This window comes from Halobacillus sp. AWM4_238 (assembly GCF_056158265.1).
The window spans coordinates 1880579-1900037 of record NZ_JBSWSY010000002.1 but is presented as its reverse complement, the minus strand read 5'-3'; the positions used below and the strand labels follow the sequence as shown (position 1 = coordinate 1900037).

Sequence of the window (19459 nt, the reverse complement as noted above, 5' to 3'; positions counted from 1 at the left end):
CTGGTGTAATCAACATCCCAGCGGCTTCTTTTTCAGATATATCTTTGTAACATTTGTACGAATTCGACTAGTTTCTCCTCATCTACTTCATCGAATCTACCCTTAGAAGGGCTGTCGATGTCAAGGACACCAAAGATTTCATCACCTTTTACGATCGGGACGACAATTTCAGATTGACTTGCTGCATCACAAGCAATGTGGCCGGGGAACGCATGGACATCTTCAATCCGTTGAACTTTGTTCTCGGCTACTGCAGTACCGCAAACCCCTTTGCCTGAGGGGATGCGAACACAGGCTGGTAGCCCCTGGAAAGGTCCGAGTACAAGCTGACTTTCTTTCCACAAATAAAAACCGACCCAATTCACATCATCTAAGAACTGGTTGAGGAGAGAGGATGCATTGGACAAGTTTGCGATTTGGTCTGGTTCGTCCTCAATGAGTGCTTTTAATTGTTTAATGACGAGATCGTAATTTTCTGTTTTTGTACCTGTATAGGAATTTGTTTGAAACATCAATAAACCTCCTGAGCTTATAGTTTTCGACAAAAAACAATATTTTCTGTCGGTATTTGGTGGACGATTGCAAGCAGGAAATCCACCAAATAGAGAGAATCTTTTTCCTGAGGGGGAAAAATAATGAGCCGACCAAACGTAACGCGTGACAAAGTGCTAGATGTAGCCTGCCGCCTTTTTTACAGCCAGGGTTTCAATGGAACATCTGTCCGGGATATCGCGAAGGCAGCGAATGTCAATGTCTCGTTGATCCATTACTACTTTAAGAGCAAACAAGGCCTTTTTGAATCGCTCGCTGTCAGCTATTTTGAACCTTATCTTGAAATGCTGGAGAACGAGCAACCCTCGGAAGGCGACTATCGTCTAAACGAATTAGTGAAAAAGATTCTACATTACAAACAGATCCATTATCAACTATCCTGTTTGTTAAATAGGGAGTTGACGTTGAACACAACGTTCGCCAGAGAAATGCTCGTCACTTATTTGGCGAAAGAGAATCATTTACTTACTCAGATTCTCTTCCGTAAAAATTCTCATATTGAAGTAACGTTCAAAGAAAAGTTATGTCTGCTGCAACTGAAAGGTCTGTTAAATGCTCCGTTCATGATGCCGCATGAGTTTAAGGACCCTTTCATTACAGACGCTTCTCTTAATCACTTTGTAGAAGTGTATAGTGGACTCATGAATGATCACAGGTCGGTCAAGGAGCTTGCTCGAGCTTGAGAATCCGTGTGTCCATACAGTTGTATCCTTGTCCAAGTCCAGATGCCGTGTGAGCATCAGAACCATAAATTAAATGTATGCCCATAGAGGAGGCTTGTCGAGCCATTTGTAGTGGCGGGTAAGTCTCTTTGCAATGCTCTTTTACTACACCTGCCCCATTATAATCCAGGCTATATCCTTGCCCTTTTACGACTTCAAGGAACGCTTGGGCCCACTTTTCCCATTTTTCCGGTGCAGGGTAGAGGTTTTGAAACTTCTTCACAAGTGTCATATGCCCGATGCGGTTCGGTTTGTATGCTCCCAAATCACTGAGAACTGACTGTGTGAGCGTGTTGTAATAGGATAGGTAAAGTTGTTCAATTCCACCGAAATCTTTCATGGCTTTTTTATACATGTCCGGGCTGTAATCGATACAGTACCACTGTTTTTTCCCTTTTAAGAAATGAACAGATAGGATGCTGTCATCAAGCGAAGGTCCATAGGTATTTAGAAAGCCCTCCACCTCTTTTTCAAACCCTGCGATATAGTCCACTTCAAATCCTGTTTGAATGCGAATTTCATTTTTGTATGCTGTTTTTAGCTGGTCAATCTCCTTTAAGTATTCTTCCACATGTCGGAAAGACATGCCGCTATCCTTTTCCGGGACGGGGTCTTCAAATGATGGGGGAAGCGGTGCGTGTTCAGTGAATGTCATGGACTGATAGCCACATTTTATAGCTTGTTCAATATAGCTTTTAAGGGTGTCTGAAGAACCATGTGGGCAGTACGGTGAATGGATATGACCATCAAACATAATTGTCTCTCCTCTGCACTTGAAATTTTTGTCAATATGATAATAAATTTGAAATATTTTAGCCAAAAGGATGTTTTACATGGTATCATTATAAACAACTAAATCACAATTCGGAACGTAATACATCCGTATGGCACGTTTATTGTAAGGAGGCTATTTATGAAGTACGTCATCGGGGCTATTTTACTACTCATTGCATTGTTCATCATAGGGCTGATTTGGCGGAAAAAGGTCTATGATGAAGTGGATCGCTTGGAAGGTTGGAAGATGGATATCATGAACCGGCGCGTGACCGAAGAATTATCCAAGGTGAAAAGTTTAAACCTTTCTGGTGAGACACAGGAAAAGTTCGAAGCGTGGCGGTCTCGTTGGGATCAAATTTTGACCAAGGAGCTGCCTGAATTGGAGGAAGACCTTTTCGATGCAGAAGAAGCGGCGGATCGCTATCGTTTTAAACGCGTGAAAGTCGTCTTGGCAAACACAGAGAAAAAGTTAGTAGCCATTGAGGAAGACATCAAAATGATGCTTCAAGAATTAGAAAACCTCCTTGACTCTGAAAAGCAAAGCCGTTTGGAAATTGAAACGATGGAGCCTGAGCTGAAAGAATTGACCAAGCTTCTCATTCAGAACCGTCATCAATATGGAAAAGCCGTGCGGATCTTTGAAAAAAGGGTAGGGGAATTGAAGGACAAGCTGAATGAATATGAACAATTAACCGAGCAAGGCGATTACATCGAAGCCAACACCCTTGTTCAAACAATACGTCTAGAGACCACACAATTGCAGGAGGATGTCCAACATTTTCCTGATCGTTTAAAACAGGTGAAAATCGAATTACCTGAGCAGTTGAAAGAGCTGAAAAGCGGTGTGGAAGAGATGAAGACGGAAGGGTACCGGGTTTCTCATTTCGAATTTCTTCCGGAGTTACATAAATACGAGCGGTCTTTGGAGGAAATGCTCCTGCAAATGGAGCAGGGAGACCAATCAGGATTGGAAGACGGATTAGAAGAAATACAGACGAGAATCCAGGAAATGTATCAGCTTCTAGAAAGAGAAGCCGTGGCTCATCATTATGTGGAAAAGCAATTTGTGCCGCTTAAAGCTCAGTTGGATGAGTTGGAATACGTTTTGGCAGACACGGAACGGGAATTAGAGGAAATACAACAAACGTACCAAGTCGAGGAAGGACATTTGGAGTCCCATAGAAGCTTAAGAAAATGGTTTACTCAAATGAGTAAACGTGTAACGAGCCTCGATTTAAGACGATCAGACGGGGAAACTTCTTACGCCCTTCTCCGTGAAGAGGTAGAAGACACGGAAAAACAACTGAAAGAGCTCGAAGAACAGCATGGGTATTTCCAAGAGCGTGTACAAAACCTCAGGAAAGATGAACGGGAAGCTAAACAGAAATTGACGAAGATGGAAAGCCTGCTATTAGATACCCATCGTCGATTGAAGAGGAGCAACATCCCTGGCATTCCTACTTCTATCTATGAGGATATGAAAGCCGCGAGCTTCAAAGTGGATGAAGTATTTCAAAGTCTTGAAGCCCAACCGCTCGATATGGGCGTAGTGAATGAAAAGTTGGATGAGGCCATGGTTATGACAGAACAGTTGAGTCAAGATGCTGAAAAGGTCATGGAAACAGCACAGCTTGCAGAACGAGTGATTCAATGCGGCAATCGTTATCGAAGCAAATATCCAATCTTAGCAGCCAAACTTCTTGAAGCAGAGGAAAAGTTCAGGTCCTATCACTATGATCAAGCCCTGACCCTAGCTACAGAAGCCATTAAAGAAGTGGATCCAGCCGCTCTTGCAAAGATTGATAAAGAGGAAGAAGTCTTCGTTTAGGAAGTGTTTCATTTGAAAAAGCGAACCATCATCGGATTAATTTCGGGAAACGTTCTCATATGGACAAGTGTTTTGGTCGTTTTTTTTCTGAATTTGGATGCAAAGGATTTCAAAAGTGAGGAACATGGTTTTACGAGGTCCATCCATACAGAAAGTAAAAGCTGGAATAATCAATTAGCCACTGATATTTTTGAAAAGAACATAACAGTGGAAAATGAAGCTCGAACGATCATTGGTGAAACAGCGTTAACTAAATCCTGGATAAACGATGTTCGTAACGACGGAAAACTTAGTATCGACACTCTCCTTGAAACTCTAGAATTAGATGACAGTGACAATAGTTAGAAAGAAGAGCACCTGCTTAAAGGCGGGTGCTCTTTTATTGTTCATTAATCAGGAGTTTCCTTTGACTTCGTGTTATGATAAAATAATGAGCTGCAATTCGATAATAAAGGAGTCAGAGCCCATGATTTACCTAGATAACAGTGCCACTACTCATCCGCACCACGAGGTGTTGGAGAGTTTTCAAAAGGTCGCAGACCAATATTTTGCTAATCCCTCATCGGTTCATCGTTTCGGAAGTGAAGCTGAGCGGCTTTTGGATCGGTCAAGAAAGCAAGCGGGCCAACTATTGAGCGTTGATCCCCGGGAAGTTGTTTTCACCTCCGGGGGGACCGAAGGGAACAATATGGCGATCAAAGGGATAGCGCTTCAACATCAAAGCAGAGGGAAACACCTCGTTACGACGGTGATTGAACATCCTTCTGTGATGGAAGCATTCAAGGCACTGGAGACATTGGGTTTTGAAGTCACTTATATAAATGTTGATCAGAACGGGAAAGTTAATCCCGAAGATATTAAACAAGCCTTAAGGGATGATACGATTCTTGTCAGCGTGATGAGTGTAAACAATGAGCTTGGTACTATTCAGCCTGTTAAAAGGATCGGGGAAATACTTAAGGCTTATCCTAAAGTATTCTTTCATGTCGACCATGTACAAGGGTTAGGGAAAATAGAGTTGCCCGTCAAAGAGTGGGGCATTGATCTTTGTACCCTTTCCGGCCACAAAATCCATGGGTTGAAAGGGACTGGTGCACTCCTTATGCAAAAACATGTGCGTATTTTCCCTCTCTTGCATGGAGGAAGTCAAGAAGCAGAAGTCCGGGCAGGAACAGAAAATTTACCCGGTACCGTAGCCTTTGTGAAAGCTCTTCGATTGCTTCATGAAGATCAGGAACAAAAGGTAGAGCACTTAAATAATATGAGGAAGGCATTGTGGGACGGACTCCAAAGTCGGGATTACTGTAAAATCAATTCACCAGAAGACGGGTCTCCCCACATCGTGAATTTTTCCATTCCAGGATATAAACCCGAAGTGATCATTCATGCGCTGGGGGAAGAAGGAATATTCATTTCCACCAAATCTGCTTGTTCTTCCAAACATCCCGATGTTAGTGCTGTACTCAAGGCATGTAATCTGGATTATGAGCGGACAACTTCTGCCTTGCGTGTCAGTTTTTCTATAAGGAATGAAAGAAATGAAATCGATCTGCTCTTGAAAAAATTAGATCAAACAGTTGAACATTTACAAGCTACGATGGGGTGAAGAAAATGAATTTCGATCGAATTATGATACGATATGGTGAAATGGCATTAAAAGGGAAGAACAGACGGGCATTTGAACAAAAACTCCAAAGTAATATTGCCGTCAAGTTAAAAAAATATCCAAAAACAACAATAAAAAAGACACAGGGACGCATGTTTGTTCTACTAAATGGGGAAGATCCTCATGAAGTAATGAGAGAATGCCAGGAAGTATTCGGTATTCACAGCCTTAGTTTCGCTGTGAAAGTGGAAAAAGAAGAAGAGGAAATGAAAGGTGCCGTCAAGTTGGCATTTGACGATGCAAGGAATGCTCGCACATTCAAGATCTCCTCAAAGCGTACGGACAAAAGTTTCCCAGTACCTTCTCAAGAACTCAACCCTTTATTAGGGGGACATATTCTTCGTCAAACAGAAGGTGTAAAGGTTGATGTGCATAACCCGGATGTAGAAATTAAAGTAGAAGTTCGTCATGAAGGAGTTTATGTCACGGCCCAGGATTACCCAGGAGCAGGTGGGTTGCCTGTTGGTACGACTGGGAAAAGCTTGTTGATGCTTTCAGGCGGAATCGATAGTCCTGTTGCTGGTTATTTGACGATGAAACGTGGAGTTGAAATCGAAGCGATTCATTTTCATTCTCCTCCTTATACCAGTGAGCGGGCGAAACAAAAAGTCATCGATCTTGCTCAAGAATTATCCAAATTCGGAACAAAAGTGAAGATCCATGTCATTCCCTTCACAGCCATTCAACAAAAAATTCATCGTGAAATGCCAGAAGGTTACAGCATGACTATCATGCGCCGTATGATGATGCGAATCAGTGAGCAAGTAGCTGCCAAGAACGACCTTCTTTCGATCACGACTGGAGAAAGTCTAGGACAAGTAGCCAGTCAGACGATGGAAAGCATGAATACGATTAATGAGGTTACCAATTATCCAATTATCAGGCCACTTGTTTCTATGGACAAATTGGAGATCATCGATATTTCCAGAAAGATAAGAACGTATGAGATTTCCATTCGTCCTTTTGAAGATTGTTGTACGGTTTTCGTGCCCAAAGCACCTAAGACAAAGCCGACAAGAAAGAATGCGAATTATTATGAATCCAATTCAGACTTCACCCATGATATAGAAAAAGCATTGGAAGAATCGTATGTCATTGAAGTCTCCCCTGACCACCAACTAGGCCAAAAAGACGACGATTTCGATGATTTGCTGTAAATTATTCAACCTCTGACCTCAAAGGTCAGGGGTTTTTATTTTCCAGGAAATCATAGATTCGTTAAAGATGAACGTACAGCAACTCGACAATTCGTACTCAGGAAATCAGACAACCCCTGTTTGCTTTCAATGGCTCGTACTTCATTTCTTTCCGCATATCGATTATGGTATAGATAAAAGGATGAAAGAGGGAGCGTGCTAAAAGTGAAGCTTTGGTATGGTGGGAAGATCTATACGATGAAAAAGGAAGGCGAATGGGTGGAAGCAATCGTGACTTCCGAGGGAAAAGTGAAAGCCGTTGGCGATACCCAGCGTTTATATCAAACCTATAAAGACCAAATCACAGAAGAACACGATTTAAAAGGGGCGGTAATGTACCCCGGATTTACCGATAGCCACTTACACATCATCGGGCACGGAGAACGTTTAATGAGGCTTGATCTTTCGTTTATGAAATCTGCCGAGGAAGTCAAACAAGCTTTGCAACAGCATACAGAACAATTACCCCCTGGAGAGTGGATCATTGGTGACGGTTGGAATGAAAACCAATGGGAAGAAAAGCGAATCATACATAAAGATGAGCTTGATGAAATTTCTTCTGAACACCCGATGATGCTGACCAGGGTGTGCCGACATGCTTTGTTAGCTAACTCAAAAGCGATGAATATGGCTGAAATAAAGAAAAACACTCCAGATCCGCAGGGAGGAGTAATCGTAAGAGATGATCAAGGAGAAGCGACGGGGTACTTCCATGATCAGGCACAGGAACTTATTAAAGATGCCATGCCAGAGGTCACTCCTGAATATCTAAGGAAAGCCACGGACTTAGCGGTTAAGGATATGCATTCTTTTGGTCTTGTAGGCGGCCATAGTGAAGATTTGAATTACTACGGTGGGTTTAAGAAAACGTATGATGCCTTCCTTCATGTCATTGATGGAAAAATAACAAAATTCAGGGCCCACCTTCTTATTCATCACGGTGTCATAGAACAGGTAGATCAAGAAAATCTAGGATTCAAAAAAGGAACAAATTTTGTAGAATTGGGGGCTTTGAAAATCTTCTCTGATGGAGCGTTAGGAGGAAGGACCGCATGGTTAAAAGATGCCTATGCAGATGATCCGGAAAACCGAGGAGTAGCCATTCATACCAATGAAGAGCTTGATCAGCTCGTGAAAGAAGCAAGAAAAAGGGAGATGCCAGTGGCTGTCCACGCAATCGGTGATGGAGCCGTAGAAGCTGTGGCAAACGCTATTGCATCAAATCCTCTGAATAATGGCGAACGAGATCGCATCATTCATGCGCAAATACTAAGTCCTGCGTTAATTCATCAGTTACAGCGCTTAAATGTTGTATTGGATATTCAACCCACATTTGTTGCCTCTGACTTTCCGTGGGTTATTGAACGTTTAGGGAATTTGAGGTTGAAGAACTCCTACTCCTGGAAAACGCTGCTGGATGCAGGGATTAAGTGTGCCGGAGGATCGGATGCCCCCATTGAAGAAATCAATCCGCTGCTTGGAATCCGAGCCGCAGTCGACAGGAGAGCCACTTATGATCACGCCGTCTATCAAGCGGAAGAAAAGCTTACAGTCTATGAAGCGATATCCCTTTATACGAAAGGGAGTGCCCAAGCCATTCACAAGGAGAATGAACAAGGAATGATTCAGGAAGGGTATCTCGCTGACTTTACGGTGTTAGATCGGGATCTTTTTGCTCTTAAATCCCATGAACTTGCAGACGCAACCGTCACCATGACCGTGGTAGACGAAGAAATCGTCTACCAACGCTCCTGATCGCGCTTTTCATTACAAGTTATTCAACAAAATGGCAGGAATGTGGAAGACTCACTTTCGCGATGTTTCGGGGTTCGTTGCTGAGTTGAGCGTCAAGGGTGGTTGGGAAGCAACTCGCTTTCCTGTGGGGGAGTGGCGAGCTTCCTCGGGCGGTCTGCCGCACTAAGGGATCTCGCCGATCTCCTTTCTCCCACGGGAGTCTCGCTGCTTCCCAACCACCCCTTTTGATATTGTGAGTAACGAACCCCTATACTAGGAAGGAGCATCTTCCACCACTACCTATTGTAAGAAAGCGGTCTATAACAAGCGGTTATGAGCTCTATCCATACGACGGAGGCTTTGTGTTACAACTCCTAATACGTATAGAACGCACCTAATACTGGAAGTAGTTTCGAGATCCTCCTATGTCCAAGGGGCGGAAGGGAATGGCGAGACTCCTGCGGGAAAAAAGTGCAGGGTGAGACCCCACAGGACGCAGTCCGAGGAGGCTCACCGCGCTCCCGCGGAAAGCGAGCTATTCCCCGCAGCCCCCACCCACTCAACAAAAGTCTCGAAACTGAGTCTTCAACTAAAGGGAGCTTTTGTGAAACTGGCTCTCAAGCTGAAAAAAGGAACTTCCAATTTGTTGGAAGTTCCTTTTTGGGTAGTGCCAAACTTTATAGGAACGTACGTTTAACGCGGTCCCAGTACGTATTGTTTTTAAGTTTGACGGTCTTAATGACATTGTCACTAAGGTTGATGGTGACATCGTGAATATTACGAACGGAAAAGGCTTCGTTATCCATCCCTATAATCGGATAGTCGTTTCCATCTTGGCGGACTTTGAGCTTTAATGACCGTTCTCCACTTAGAATGAAAGAAGATCCGAGTGTGCGGTAGCGGTTATTGTTAAGGGAAGCAAGTTCACTGATCTGGAAACACGGAAGTTTCGGATCCACAACCGCACCATTAATGGATTTATTGTAAGCTGTGCTTCCAGTAGGAGTGGCAATAATTAAGCCGTCACCGCGGAAGGTTTCAAAATGCAAATCGTCGATATGAACATCAATGACGATGGACTTAATCAACGTTGAGCGAACACTGCATTCATTTAAGCACATGAAAGTGGATTCGTCATTGATCGTTGTTTCGATGACTGGGAAGCGGCGTACTTCAACTTCTGAGTTCGTCATCGCATCTATCATTTCATCATGATCATCGATGTCAAAGTCACAGTAAAGCCCTGCTTCATGCCCTGTCCGGATTCCTACATAAAGGCAGTCTTGGCGGAAATCCGTTTTACGGACAGCCTGTAAGAAGGTGCCATCGCCGCCTACAGCGATGATGATGTTCGCATCTCTGGAATCTTCAACGATATGGAAATGGTTGTCGCGGGCGAGTTGAAATAAAGACTCCAATTTATCATTTAATTCTTCGGTCTGCTGATAAAAAAAGTATAAGTTTCTTCGTTGGTCGTTCATCTAGCATCCTCCTCATATGTATAGCTTGATGTCATTTTATCATTTCATCGTTGAAACCGCACACAATTTTCAAACAAATCGGGAAAGTTTAACATTGTTGAATTGATGGGTGGAATTCGATATGGTGGATATAGATGAAAACGTAAACGAAGGTTGGCGCATCATGTTTATCTCAAACAGCTGCGCCAATTTCTTTTGAGATTCGATGACGTGTACCAAGTGTAAACGAATGATTATATTTTAAGGAGAATGATTATGAAGCAGGAACAAGTGGAAAAACTATTTCAATGGATCGATGATACTTCGACGGTCATATCCGAAGACTTGAATATTACCTATTTAGAAGCCATTGCTGAGACAATGGATGTTCTATTTAATGGACAGCCTTTTGATGACATGGGAGAATCTTTACAAACTTTTCTTACGAATGAACTTCTTAAAGTGAAAAAAGAAGAGTTTGAAAAGGAAGAAATAAGAAAAGCTGTTCAACTAGCCATTCTTAAAGGAATGAAAGGGGCTACTCAACAGCAGCATTTGATCACACCAGATTCTGTGGCCATGTTCATGGGGTATTTAGCTTCCAAATTGTTTGAAGGAAAAGAAAGCTTAAAGCTTTTCGACCCCGCTTCTGGTAGCGGAAATTTAATCACTTCTGTCATGAACCAGCTTGAAATGCCGCTTCAAGCATATGCCAGTGAAGTAGATCCGACGCTCATCCAACTGGCTGTTGCTAATGCCAATCTTCAAAAGAATGAAATTGAATTCTTCCATCAGGACAGCCTGGCCCCTTTCCTAATGGAGCCCGTCGATTTTGTACTGGCTGATCTTCCGGTCGGTTATTATCCTGACGATGCTCAAGCAGCAAGATATAAGCTGAAAGCGGAGGAAGGCTTGTCCTACGCTCATCATTTGTTTATTGAACAAGGATTGAATTATACAAAAGACGGCGGCTTCCTTATGTTCATCGTGCCGAACTTCCTCTTCGAAAGTGAGCAGTCCAAGGCGCTTAACGCGTTCTTGCGCGAACACGCTCATATCGTGGGGATGCTTCAACTTTCAGATAGCTTATTTAAAGATGAAAAGCATGGAAAGAGCATTTTGATCTTACAGAAGAAAGGTCAAAAAACGAAAGCGCCGAAGCAAGCTTTGTTGGCTAAGCTTCCTTCTTTCAAGAATCCGAATGGGATGGCTGATATTCTAACTCAGATGAATCAATGGTTTGATGAATATAAAAGAGAACAATTGTGAGAAAATAACGAATATAACAAGTAAACGTTATCATCGCTCAACGACCTTGAAATCGTTGAAAACGGGTGATTAAATAGTAGTGGTAGAAAATTACGAACCTATATTTTAAGGGGATGAGCAACGTTGAGTAATAAAATTCTTGCTATAAATGCAGGTAGTTCATCACTGAAATTCCAATTGATTGAAATGCCTGAAGAAACTGTAATTACCAAAGGTCTAGTCGAGCGCATCGGCTTGAATGATGCTGTATTTACGATTGAAGTGAATGATGAAAAAGATGAAACCGTAACAGATATCCCTGATCATGGAGAAGCGGTTACGATGCTTCTTGATAAGCTGACAGCCAATGGAATCATCGATTCACTCGATGAAATCAATGGCGTCGGTCACCGTGTCGTTCACGGAGGCGAACGCTTCAGCGAATCGGTCCTCATCACCGATGAAGTCATTAAAGAAATCGAGCAAGTATCCGATCTAGCTCCTTTGCATAACCCTGCAAACTTGACTGGAATCAATGCTTTCCGTGAAGTTCTTCCGAACGTACCTCACGTAGCTGTCTTTGACACGGCGTTCCACCAATCCATGCCGGAACAGTCTTATCTGTACAGCCTGCCATATGAGTATTACGAAGATTATGGTATCCGTAAGTATGGTTTCCATGGGACTTCTCACAAGTATGTGTCTGAGCGTGCTGCAGAGATGCTCGGACGCCCGGTCGAGGAACTACGTCTCCTGTCCTGCCACCTAGGTAACGGTGCGAGTATCGCGGCCATTGAAGGCGGAAAGTCCATCGATACATCAATGGGCTTCACACCACTGGCTGGGGTTACCATGGGGACTCGCTCTGGTAACATCGATCCTGCATTGATTCCATTCATTATGGAGAAAACAGGTAAAACAGCGAACGAAGTCATGAATGTATTGAACAAAGAAAGTGGTATGCTTGCTCTTTCTGGTTTCTCAAGTGATTTGAGAGACATTGAAAAGCGTTCAGAAGAAGGGGACGAGCGTGCGGAGCTCGCTCTTGAAGTTTTTGCAGCTCGTATCCACAAATATATCGGTTCTTATGCTGCGCGTATGCATGGCATTGACGGTATTATCTTTACTGCTGGCGTTGGTGAGAATAGTGTTTCCATGCGTGAGCGCGTGCTGAAAGGACTTGAGTTCATGGGTGTTTATTGGGACCCTGCACTTAATAAAGTCCGTGGAAAAGAAGCGTTTGTAAACTATCCTCATTCCCCAGTGAAAGTCATGATCATTCCTACAAATGAAGAAGTCATGATTGCCCGCGACACTGTTGAAAAAGGACTATAAGAAGAAAAGCAATCGTACCATAGGTGCGATTGCTTTTTTTTTAGCTTTCAGTCTACAATATATGGTAAGGAACAAAGACGAGGAGGGAGCGCTTTGTCACATCAACGAATACGTGCGGATTTAAAAACATGGTTGGATCAATATCAGAAATATCAGCCCAATGATTTTGAAATGGTTTATGATCACTGGGTGCAACAAAGTATGATGAATGTGGATCCTCAAGTGAAAAAAGCATTTTTCTCAAAATTAGATGCCTGGTTTTTTCATACCCATGCTTTTTTACAAGGAACATCATATCAATATGAGGCCAGAGAGCGAATTCTTACAGTGGGAAGAATTTTTTCCAATCAGATTGAAAAAATTGAAGATATGGAAAAAGAGCTGACTGTTGAACAGTTGACCTACATAGCTGAACAACAAATGGCTAGGGGACGACTGTATTCATTCGCTCAAGGTGGTTTAACAGGCGCCGGAGGCTGGCTTTTCTTAGGAATGGATTATCCGTTGATGATGCTAATGAATATTAGAGCGATACAACTTATTGGTTTAACGTTTGGTCATGAGATGAACCACCCCTACGAAATGATGATCTCCCTCAAAGTTTTTCATGCCGCTACCTTACCGAAAAGACTGAAAGCAAGCGCCTGGAATGAGTTAATTGAAGAAGTGAAAACGAAAGAACACCCGTATATTTTCGCAGGCGAGGATCAATTGACGGATGAAGGTTGGATGGAACAACCGATGAAACAATGTTTTAAATCGTTATTTATTCTCATGTTCAGGAAAAAACTTATTCAAGGTTTACCATTTATAAGTATCGCAATCGGGGCTTATTCGAACTATCATTTAACAAAACAAGTGACAGAGTTCGCTATGAAATTTTATCAATATCGTCACCTTATGAATAAGGAAGGAGCGTCTTGATTGGCCTTAGAAGACCATAAAGCAGGTGCCGGTAATCCTATTCCTTGCCTGGTACTTACAGTGAGTGACACACGTACGGAAGAGACAGATAAAAGTGGAAAGCTGATGATCGATAAGCTCATGAACGAAGGACATACCGTGGGTGAATACCGTATCGTAAAAGACGAACAAAATCTTATCCGTGATTCTCTTAATCGAGCTGTAAATAATCCCGAGATCCATGCGGTTTTGATTAATGGTGGAACTGGAATCGCTAAACGGGATGTAACGATTGAAGTGGTCGAAGAAATACTTGATAAGGAAATGCCTGGATTCGGGGAAATTTTCAGGATGCTTAGCTACACAGAAGATATCGGATCGGCTGCTATCTTATCCCGGGCGATTGCTGGTGTAACTGGACGAACAGTTGTTTTTTCAACACCTGGTTCATCGGGGGCGGTCAAACTTGCGATGGAACGATTAATCCTTCCAGAACTTCCTCACATTGTAGGAGAGTTGAATAAAGACAAATAAAAGAGCCCTTGTACGGGGCTCTTTTATTTGTCTGGGCTTTCTTTTGCATCATCTGGTCGAACAACGAGGACATCACAGGAAGCGTATCTTGTTATGTGTTCGGACACACTACCGATAAAGAAACGTTCCATCGCATTTAACCCTGTTGCACCACAAATGATGAGGTCAGCCTTATACTTCGGAGCGACATCTTTAGCAATTTTAACTTTTGGAGAACCATATTCAATGTCTACAATTACATTTTTGACACCGGCTTTTTGTGCTTTTTCCTGGTAGTTATTTAGTAACTCCGTCGCATATTGCTCAGCACGGATCGCAAGGGAACGATCATATGCTTCGACCGTCGCAAAAGCCCGTGTATCCACCACGTGAGCTAACACCAATTTCGCTTCATTCCGGTTCGCAATATCAATGGCTTTATTAAAGGCCACTTCAGCTGTAACAGAACCATCCACTGCCACTACAATGTCTTTGTATTCAAAAGTCATGCTGGATGCCCCCTCTCTTTACTATATCTATAGTATATCACGCCTGTTTATTGGATAGACGACCGTTTTGTACATAATACTGACAATTTTGCGAAAACTAAAAAGGGAGGTGGGCACATGAAAAAACCAAAGAATCCAATGGAGAGAGAAAAGGAAATGGAGCAGGAACAACGTATGATGCAATCGATGAATGAGAGTTACCAGTCAGGGAGTAAGAATAAGGACAAACATTAATAAAAAGCCCAGCAGCCTTAGGCTGTTGGGCTGCTTTAGTTATATTCTTTTCATAAGTAGTGGGTACAGAGTAAAGATGACAACAAAGGTAATAAATCCTGGAGACCATTCATCAGGAAGAAAGAAATAAAGTGCACTACCTCCGACTATAGTGGCCATAGCCAAGCTGTTCACATAACCTGGTTTCGTTAAAAGACTCAGATCTTCTTTGCTCAAATGGTTTCGTTTCACGATTAAATAATCACTGCATATGACAGCGGAGATAGGAATGATCAAGCCCCCAAGTAAAGAGATGAATGATTCCGCCTCGTTTACAAGGGCTGGGAAACCACTAAGGAACACCCCTGATGATCCGAAAACGACAGCAGCTTGAACTCTGGACAGTTTTGGGAAGGTATTCAGTAGGCTGAACCCGCCTGTATATGCATTACTGACATTAATGCTGATCATAGAAATGAGGGCAGTTCCTGTAATGATCGCTATCAGAAGCGGGGAGTTTATCTGGTCCGTGGATGACACATAAGGGTTGAGATCGTCAAACAGATAAGCGGATGCACATCCAATGACAGCTGTAAGAAAGAAGCCGATACCATTTCCTACAAATAACCCATAAAAACCATGAGAAGGAGATTTGGCATACCTTGTCATGTCCGCTGATGCACTTACTCCTGATACATACTGAACAAAAGCAAGACTTGCAAAGAATAACATAGAGGAGAAAGACCCTTCCAAACCTCCATGTTGAAGCATCATCAGTGAATCACGTCCTTGGTTTGTAGTAAAGTAAACATACAAGATTGTTGCTTCACCGATGAGGAGCAATGGCAAGAAGTAGCTCATGGCTTGTTTTACCGCATCAAAACCTATGATCGCAAGTGTAACCATAAGGATAGAGAATGGTATGGAATAAACCCAAAACGGGAGATCTATGCCCGTTAAACGTAAGATAAGTTGCTGGATGACATAAGTACCGCCGATGGTTTGTACACTAAACCAATAAAGAGAAGTGAGACTTCTTATTGGTGCAGATAAATAACGGGTGCCGTTAACTCCAAGAATTGTACGTAGTGCATACTGAGCTGGAATGCCAAGTCTAGCACCAGGTAAAGATAAAAAGGACACGAGTAAGAAGCCGAGGAGTGCTCCGATACTTGTAGAAATAACCCCTGCCCAAAAGGAAAGCCCACCTTCCAATACAGCTAATGCGGGGACAAGAAAATTCCCGGCATTAGCAGCAATGGCAATCTGTATGAAAGCAAAACGGTACCAGGGGGTGTCCTGTTTTTCTGCGGGAACAGCTTCTAAACCATATTGTTCAACCATATGTTTCCTTGGTGCAAAAGCTTTCAAGACATTCACGTCCTTTCTGACCCAATCATTGTACAGAAAGGGAACACAAGTGTAAATAATAATAGAATTTCAGGGAGGTTTGGAAAGATGAAACATGCGTTGATTACAGCAGGAACTAAGGGGCTTGGAAGAAAAGTAGCCGAGCACATGCTGAAACAAAATCATTCCATTACCGTTACATATAGAACTGATGAAGATAAAGCTCTTACGTTGTTTGATGATTTTCCTGGGGATCATGATAGGATCCAGATCCTACAGGCGGACGTTACTGTGAAAGAAGATATTCACCGGCTCGTAGAAAAAACGATCGAGCGATTCGGCAGGGTGGATTATTTGATCAACAATGCAGGGCCGTATATCTTTGAGCGAAAAAAACTGATGGACTACACCGAAGAGGAGTGGGATTCGATGATCCGAGGGAATCTGGATGCTGTGTTTCATCTGATGAAAGCCACCGTACCTCATATGCGAAAGCAAAATTTCGGGCGAATCATTAATTACGGGTTCCAAGGGGCGCAATCGGCGTCAGGATGGATCTATCGTTCTGCTTTTGCTGCAGCAAAAGTTGGATTAGTATCACTAACTAAGACTATTGCTTATGAAGAAGCGGAATATGGAATCACTTCAAATATGATTTGTCCTGGCAACATTATAGGAGATTGGAAGGAGTCTTCCATTCTTGTAAGTAGAAGATATAAAGACGAAGAAACACCAATCGGACGGCCGGGCACAGGGGAAGATGTAGCGCGGACCATTGATTTCTTATGTCAGGAAGACTCGGATATGATCACAGGGACCATTTACGAAGTCACCGGAGGATTGGATGTCATTCATAGACATCGATAAGGATCTTAGAAAGGGAAATCTTCATCACTCTGTAAAGATTTGTTACAATGAAAAGGCTTTCGTGAATATTAGGGATAGGCAGCAGAACCATAAACAGAAGAAGCAGCATACATGTATGGAGATCAAGGAGGTTGAGTTGCGGTGAAAATAGGCGTACCTAAAGAAGTTAAAAATAATGAAAATCGTATAGCGATGACACCTGCAGGGGTCGTCAGCTTAACTAATGCAGGACATGAAGTGTTTGTTGAAACAGGCGGGGGACTAGGGTCAGGATTTACGGATGATCAGTATAGAGAAGCGGGAGCTACGATCGTTGAATCAGCGCAGGAAGCCTGGAGCCAAGAAATGGTCATGAAAGTGAAAGAACCCGTTAGAGAAGAATTTGACTATTTTTATGAAGGATTAATTTTGTTTACTTACTTACACTTGGCGCCGGAACCTGAATTGACGAAAGCTCTTATTAATAAAAAAGTCACTTCCATTGCTTATGAGACTGTCCAACTGCCGAGTGGGTCGTTACCACTCTTAACACCAATGAGTGAAGTAGCAGGAAGAATGGCTTCCCAAATTGGGGCTCAATACCTTGAAAAATCGAAAGGTGGAAAAGGAATCCTCCTAGGTGGAATCCCTGGTGTTCAACGTGGAAGAGTGACGATCATTGGTGGTGGGGTTGTCGGGACGAATGCAGCTAAAATTGCTATGGGTCTGGGAGCGGATGTGACAATCATTGACCTTAACCCTGAACGTTTGCGCCAACTTGATGATATTTTTGGTTCTGCTATCAATACGCTGATGTCGAACCCGCTAAATATCCAAGAGGCCTTGGAAGAGTCTGATCTTGTTATTGGAGCTGTGCTTATTCCAGGTGCCAAAGCTCCAAGTCTTGTAACAGAAGATATGGTCAAATCAATGAAAGAAGGCTCTGTAATTGTTGATGTAGCCATCGACCAGGGAGGCATCTTTGAAACAAGCGATCGAATCACAACTCATGACAATCCTACCTATGAAAAGCATGGGGTGCTTCACTACGCCGTAGCAAACATGCCGGGAGCCGTTCCGAGGACTTCTACGATCGGGTTAACGAATGTAACGGTTCCTTATGCTCTTCAACTAGCAAATAAGGGGTTTGTGAACGCGTGTCAGGATAATGAGGCGCTTTATAAAGGTCTTAATACCCTTGGTGGACATGTTACTTACAAAGCAGTTGCAGAAGCTCAAGGTCTTGAATTTACAGATGCACGGGAGCTTTTTAATACGTGAGGATTACGAGAAGCGTGGACTTACCGTCCGCGTTTTTTCTTCTTCCATCAATCATTTCAATACTGAGAAACCGAATTGAGATTTTGTGAGAGAATGGAAGAGCTTGGTTCGCTTCTCACCCCACCTTCCTCTCACATGATAAAAACCTCCAATCTATGTCTTCAAAAATAGATACGTTGTAAAAGTGTCCGGTTAAGCGGATTTGATATGATTCTGGTCTGTACCTTTCGTGTCTTTATCCTTCTGTTTTCTAAAGAAGGTTGCCAGGATGGGGCCGGAAATGTTGTGCCAGACACTGAAAATGGCACTGGGTACAGCGGCGAGCGGATTGAAATGAACAGCTGCAAGTGAGGCTCCAAGGCCTGAGTTTTGCATACCCACCTCAATGGAAATGGCCCGTTGTTTGGCCGGTTCCATGTTAAACATTTTCCCTAATCCATACCCAGCCAAGTAACCCAGCAGGTTATGAACGACTATGATTGCAAATATAACAGCACCTGTTTCGGCAATCTGAGATTGATTGACACTTACAACAGCAGCAACGATGGCTACGATACTAATAACTGATATGAGTGGAAGGGCTTTGACTGTTGCTTGCACTTTTTTCTTGAAAAGGGCTTGGACAATCAGGCCGAGAATGATAGGCACGAGAACCACCTTAACGATTGAGACAAAAAGAGCTCCTGCAGAAACGGGTAGCCACTGGCTTGCAAACACCCAAACGAGTAAAGGGGTGAAAAGAGGGGCCAACAATGTGGATACGGCTGTAATTGACACGGAGAGAGCCGTGTCCCCTTTGGAGAGATAGGTCATGACATTTGATGAAGTCCCTCCAGGGCAGCATCCCACAAGAATGACACCAACAGCTACTTCAGGTGAAACCGGAAGGATGGTTACTAAGAGAAAAGCGAGAAGCGGCATAAGAGTAAACTGTGCCCCTACACCGATGGCAACATCTTTTGGTCTTGTGAACACTTCCTGGAAGTCTTTTTTAGAAAGAGTCAATCCCTTCCCAAACATGATGATCCCTAATAAGGGAACAATATAGGGAGCGATCCAAGTAAACCCTTCTGGAAGAAAAAAAGATAAGGCCGCAAAAAGGAGGACCCAGACAGCGAAGGTGCTGCCTGCAAATTGACTTACTTTTTCTAATGCTTTCATTTGTTTCAACTCCTTATGTAAAAGATATTTTCTGATTATACGCTCTTTTCAGAAAAAACAAAGGTTCATCGAATAGAAAAAAATGAAAAAAAGCAAGAAAAGTCCAAGGATTTGAGATTCTTTTGAATCCTGCGTAAAATAAAAAGAAAAAGGTGAAACCTTTGA

General features: G+C 42.8%; 18 protein-coding genes. 12 read left to right on the top strand and 6 right to left on the bottom strand.

What is annotated here, in order from left to right:
• Positions 1-32 precede the first annotated feature (32 nt).
• Positions 33-512 carry a GAF domain-containing protein gene (locus ACXACN_RS09805; RefSeq protein ID WP_474964102.1) on the bottom strand — a complete coding sequence of 160 codons (480 nt, stop codon included), beginning with the start codon at positions 510-512 and terminating at the stop codon, positions 33-35.
• A 123-nt stretch (positions 513-635) separates the two neighbouring features.
• Between ACXACN_RS09805 and refZ the strand changes: the two genes are divergently transcribed.
• A complete protein-coding gene (gene refZ, locus ACXACN_RS09800) occupies positions 636-1235 on the top strand; it encodes a forespore capture DNA-binding protein RefZ (protein ID WP_474964100.1) in 600 nt (199 codons plus the stop codon).
• On the opposite strand, the gene hisJ is transcribed toward refZ, so the two are convergent.
• Positions 1213-2028, bottom strand: a complete 816-nt coding sequence (gene hisJ, locus ACXACN_RS09795; protein ID WP_474964098.1) for a histidinol-phosphatase HisJ — start codon at positions 2026-2028, stop codon at positions 1213-1215. The two genes, refZ and hisJ, sit on opposite strands and share 23 nt — an antisense overlap.
• Before the next feature lie 159 nt (positions 2029-2187).
• Between hisJ and ezrA the strand changes: the two genes are divergently transcribed.
• From ezrA to ACXACN_RS09770, 5 genes are all read left to right on the top strand, one after another.
• Positions 2188-3879, top strand: a complete 1692-nt coding sequence (gene ezrA / locus ACXACN_RS09790; RefSeq protein WP_474964096.1) for a septation ring formation regulator EzrA — start codon at positions 2188-2190, stop codon at positions 3877-3879.
• A 12-nt stretch (positions 3880-3891) separates the two neighbouring features.
• On the top strand, positions 3892-4224 hold the full coding sequence (locus ACXACN_RS09785; RefSeq protein WP_474964094.1) for a hypothetical protein: 333 nt from the start codon (positions 3892-3894) through the stop codon (positions 4222-4224).
• Between the two features lie 121 nt (positions 4225-4345).
• Complete coding sequence (locus ACXACN_RS09780) at positions 4346-5485, top strand: cysteine desulfurase family protein (protein WP_474964092.1); 1140 nt, start codon at positions 4346-4348, stop codon at positions 5483-5485.
• Positions 5486-5490: 5 nt separating this feature from the next.
• Complete coding sequence (gene thiI / locus ACXACN_RS09775) at positions 5491-6702, top strand: tRNA uracil 4-sulfurtransferase ThiI (protein ID WP_474964090.1); 1212 nt, start codon at positions 5491-5493, stop codon at positions 6700-6702.
• A gap of 204 nt (positions 6703-6906) precedes the next feature.
• Positions 6907-8496: an amidohydrolase gene (locus ACXACN_RS09770; protein WP_474964088.1), complete on the top strand. Its 1590-nt coding sequence runs from the start codon at positions 6907-6909 to the stop codon at positions 8494-8496.
• A 656-nt stretch (positions 8497-9152) separates the two neighbouring features.
• On the opposite strand, the gene ACXACN_RS09765 is transcribed toward ACXACN_RS09770, so the two are convergent.
• The gene (locus ACXACN_RS09765; RefSeq protein ID WP_474964087.1) at positions 9153-9956 is read right to left on the bottom strand and encodes an NAD kinase; all 804 of its coding nucleotides are present in this window, start codon (positions 9954-9956) and stop codon (positions 9153-9155) included.
• Between the two features lie 255 nt (positions 9957-10211).
• Between ACXACN_RS09765 and ACXACN_RS09760 the strand changes: the two genes are divergently transcribed.
• The 4 genes from ACXACN_RS09760 to ACXACN_RS09745 all read left to right on the top strand — a co-directional run bounded on the left by ACXACN_RS09760 (position 10212) and on the right by ACXACN_RS09745 (position 13955).
• Positions 10212-11204: a class I SAM-dependent methyltransferase gene (locus ACXACN_RS09760; RefSeq protein WP_474964085.1), complete on the top strand. Its 993-nt coding sequence runs from the start codon at positions 10212-10214 to the stop codon at positions 11202-11204.
• A 123-nt stretch (positions 11205-11327) separates the two neighbouring features.
• Positions 11328-12518, top strand: a complete 1191-nt coding sequence (locus ACXACN_RS09755; protein WP_474964084.1) for an acetate kinase — start codon at positions 11328-11330, stop codon at positions 12516-12518.
• A 93-nt stretch (positions 12519-12611) separates the two neighbouring features.
• Entirely contained in the window at positions 12612-13442 is an 831-nt protein-coding gene (locus tag ACXACN_RS09750) for an EcsC family protein (protein WP_474964082.1), read from the top strand.
• Positions 13443-13955 carry a MogA/MoaB family molybdenum cofactor biosynthesis protein gene (locus ACXACN_RS09745; RefSeq protein WP_474964080.1) on the top strand — a complete coding sequence of 171 codons (513 nt, stop codon included), beginning with the start codon at positions 13443-13445 and terminating at the stop codon, positions 13953-13955.
• A gap of 23 nt (positions 13956-13978) precedes the next feature.
• Here the strand turns inward: ACXACN_RS09745 and ACXACN_RS09740 are convergent, their stop codons facing one another.
• Entirely contained in the window at positions 13979-14443 is a 465-nt protein-coding gene (locus ACXACN_RS09740; RefSeq protein ID WP_474964079.1) for a universal stress protein, read from the bottom strand.
• Between the two features lie 273 nt (positions 14444-14716).
• Positions 14717-16027, bottom strand: coding sequence for a purine-cytosine permease family protein (locus ACXACN_RS09735; RefSeq protein WP_474964077.1), 1311 nt, complete (start codon positions 16025-16027; stop codon positions 14717-14719).
• 87 nt (positions 16028-16114) lie between these two features.
• Here ACXACN_RS09735 and ACXACN_RS09730 point away from each other — a divergent pair, with 87 nt between their 5' ends.
• Complete coding sequence (locus tag ACXACN_RS09730; protein WP_474964076.1) at positions 16115-16873, top strand: SDR family oxidoreductase; 759 nt, start codon at positions 16115-16117, stop codon at positions 16871-16873.
• Between the two features lie 141 nt (positions 16874-17014).
• The gene (gene ald / locus ACXACN_RS09725; protein ID WP_474964074.1) at positions 17015-18133 is read left to right on the top strand and encodes an alanine dehydrogenase; all 1119 of its coding nucleotides are present in this window, start codon (positions 17015-17017) and stop codon (positions 18131-18133) included.
• Positions 18134-18325: 192 nt separating this feature from the next.
• On the opposite strand, the gene ACXACN_RS09720 is transcribed toward ald, so the two are convergent.
• On the bottom strand, positions 18326-19294 hold the full coding sequence (locus ACXACN_RS09720; protein WP_474964073.1) for a bile acid:sodium symporter family protein: 969 nt from the start codon (positions 19292-19294) through the stop codon (positions 18326-18328).
• Positions 19295-19459: the final 165 nt, after the last annotated feature.

What these genes read in the sequence shown, in the direction of transcription:
- ACXACN_RS09805 (WP_474964102.1), bottom strand. Translation starts at nt 512, where the DNA reads ATGTTTCAAACAAATTCCTATACAGGTACAAAAACAGAAAATTACGAT.
- refZ (WP_474964100.1), top strand. Translation starts at nt 636, where the DNA reads ATGAGCCGACCAAACGTAACGCGTGACAAAGTGCTAGATGTAGCCTGC.
- hisJ (WP_474964098.1), bottom strand. Translation starts at nt 2,028, where the DNA reads ATGTTTGATGGTCATATCCATTCACCGTACTGCCCACATGGTTCTTCA.
- ezrA (WP_474964096.1), top strand. Translation starts at nt 2,188, where the DNA reads ATGAAGTACGTCATCGGGGCTATTTTACTACTCATTGCATTGTTCATC.
- ACXACN_RS09780 (WP_474964092.1), top strand. Translation starts at nt 4,346, where the DNA reads ATGATTTACCTAGATAACAGTGCCACTACTCATCCGCACCACGAGGTG.
- thiI (WP_474964090.1), top strand. Translation starts at nt 5,491, where the DNA reads ATGAATTTCGATCGAATTATGATACGATATGGTGAAATGGCATTAAAA.
- ACXACN_RS09765 (WP_474964087.1), bottom strand. Translation starts at nt 9,956, where the DNA reads ATGAACGACCAACGAAGAAACTTATACTTTTTTTATCAGCAGACCGAA.
- ACXACN_RS09760 (WP_474964085.1), top strand. Translation starts at nt 10,212, where the DNA reads ATGAAGCAGGAACAAGTGGAAAAACTATTTCAATGGATCGATGATACT.
- ACXACN_RS09740 (WP_474964079.1), bottom strand. Translation starts at nt 14,443, where the DNA reads ATGACTTTTGAATACAAAGACATTGTAGTGGCAGTGGATGGTTCTGTT.
- ACXACN_RS09730 (WP_474964076.1), top strand. Translation starts at nt 16,115, where the DNA reads ATGAAACATGCGTTGATTACAGCAGGAACTAAGGGGCTTGGAAGAAAA.
- ACXACN_RS09720 (WP_474964073.1), bottom strand. Translation starts at nt 19,294, where the DNA reads ATGAAAGCATTAGAAAAAGTAAGTCAATTTGCAGGCAGCACCTTCGCT.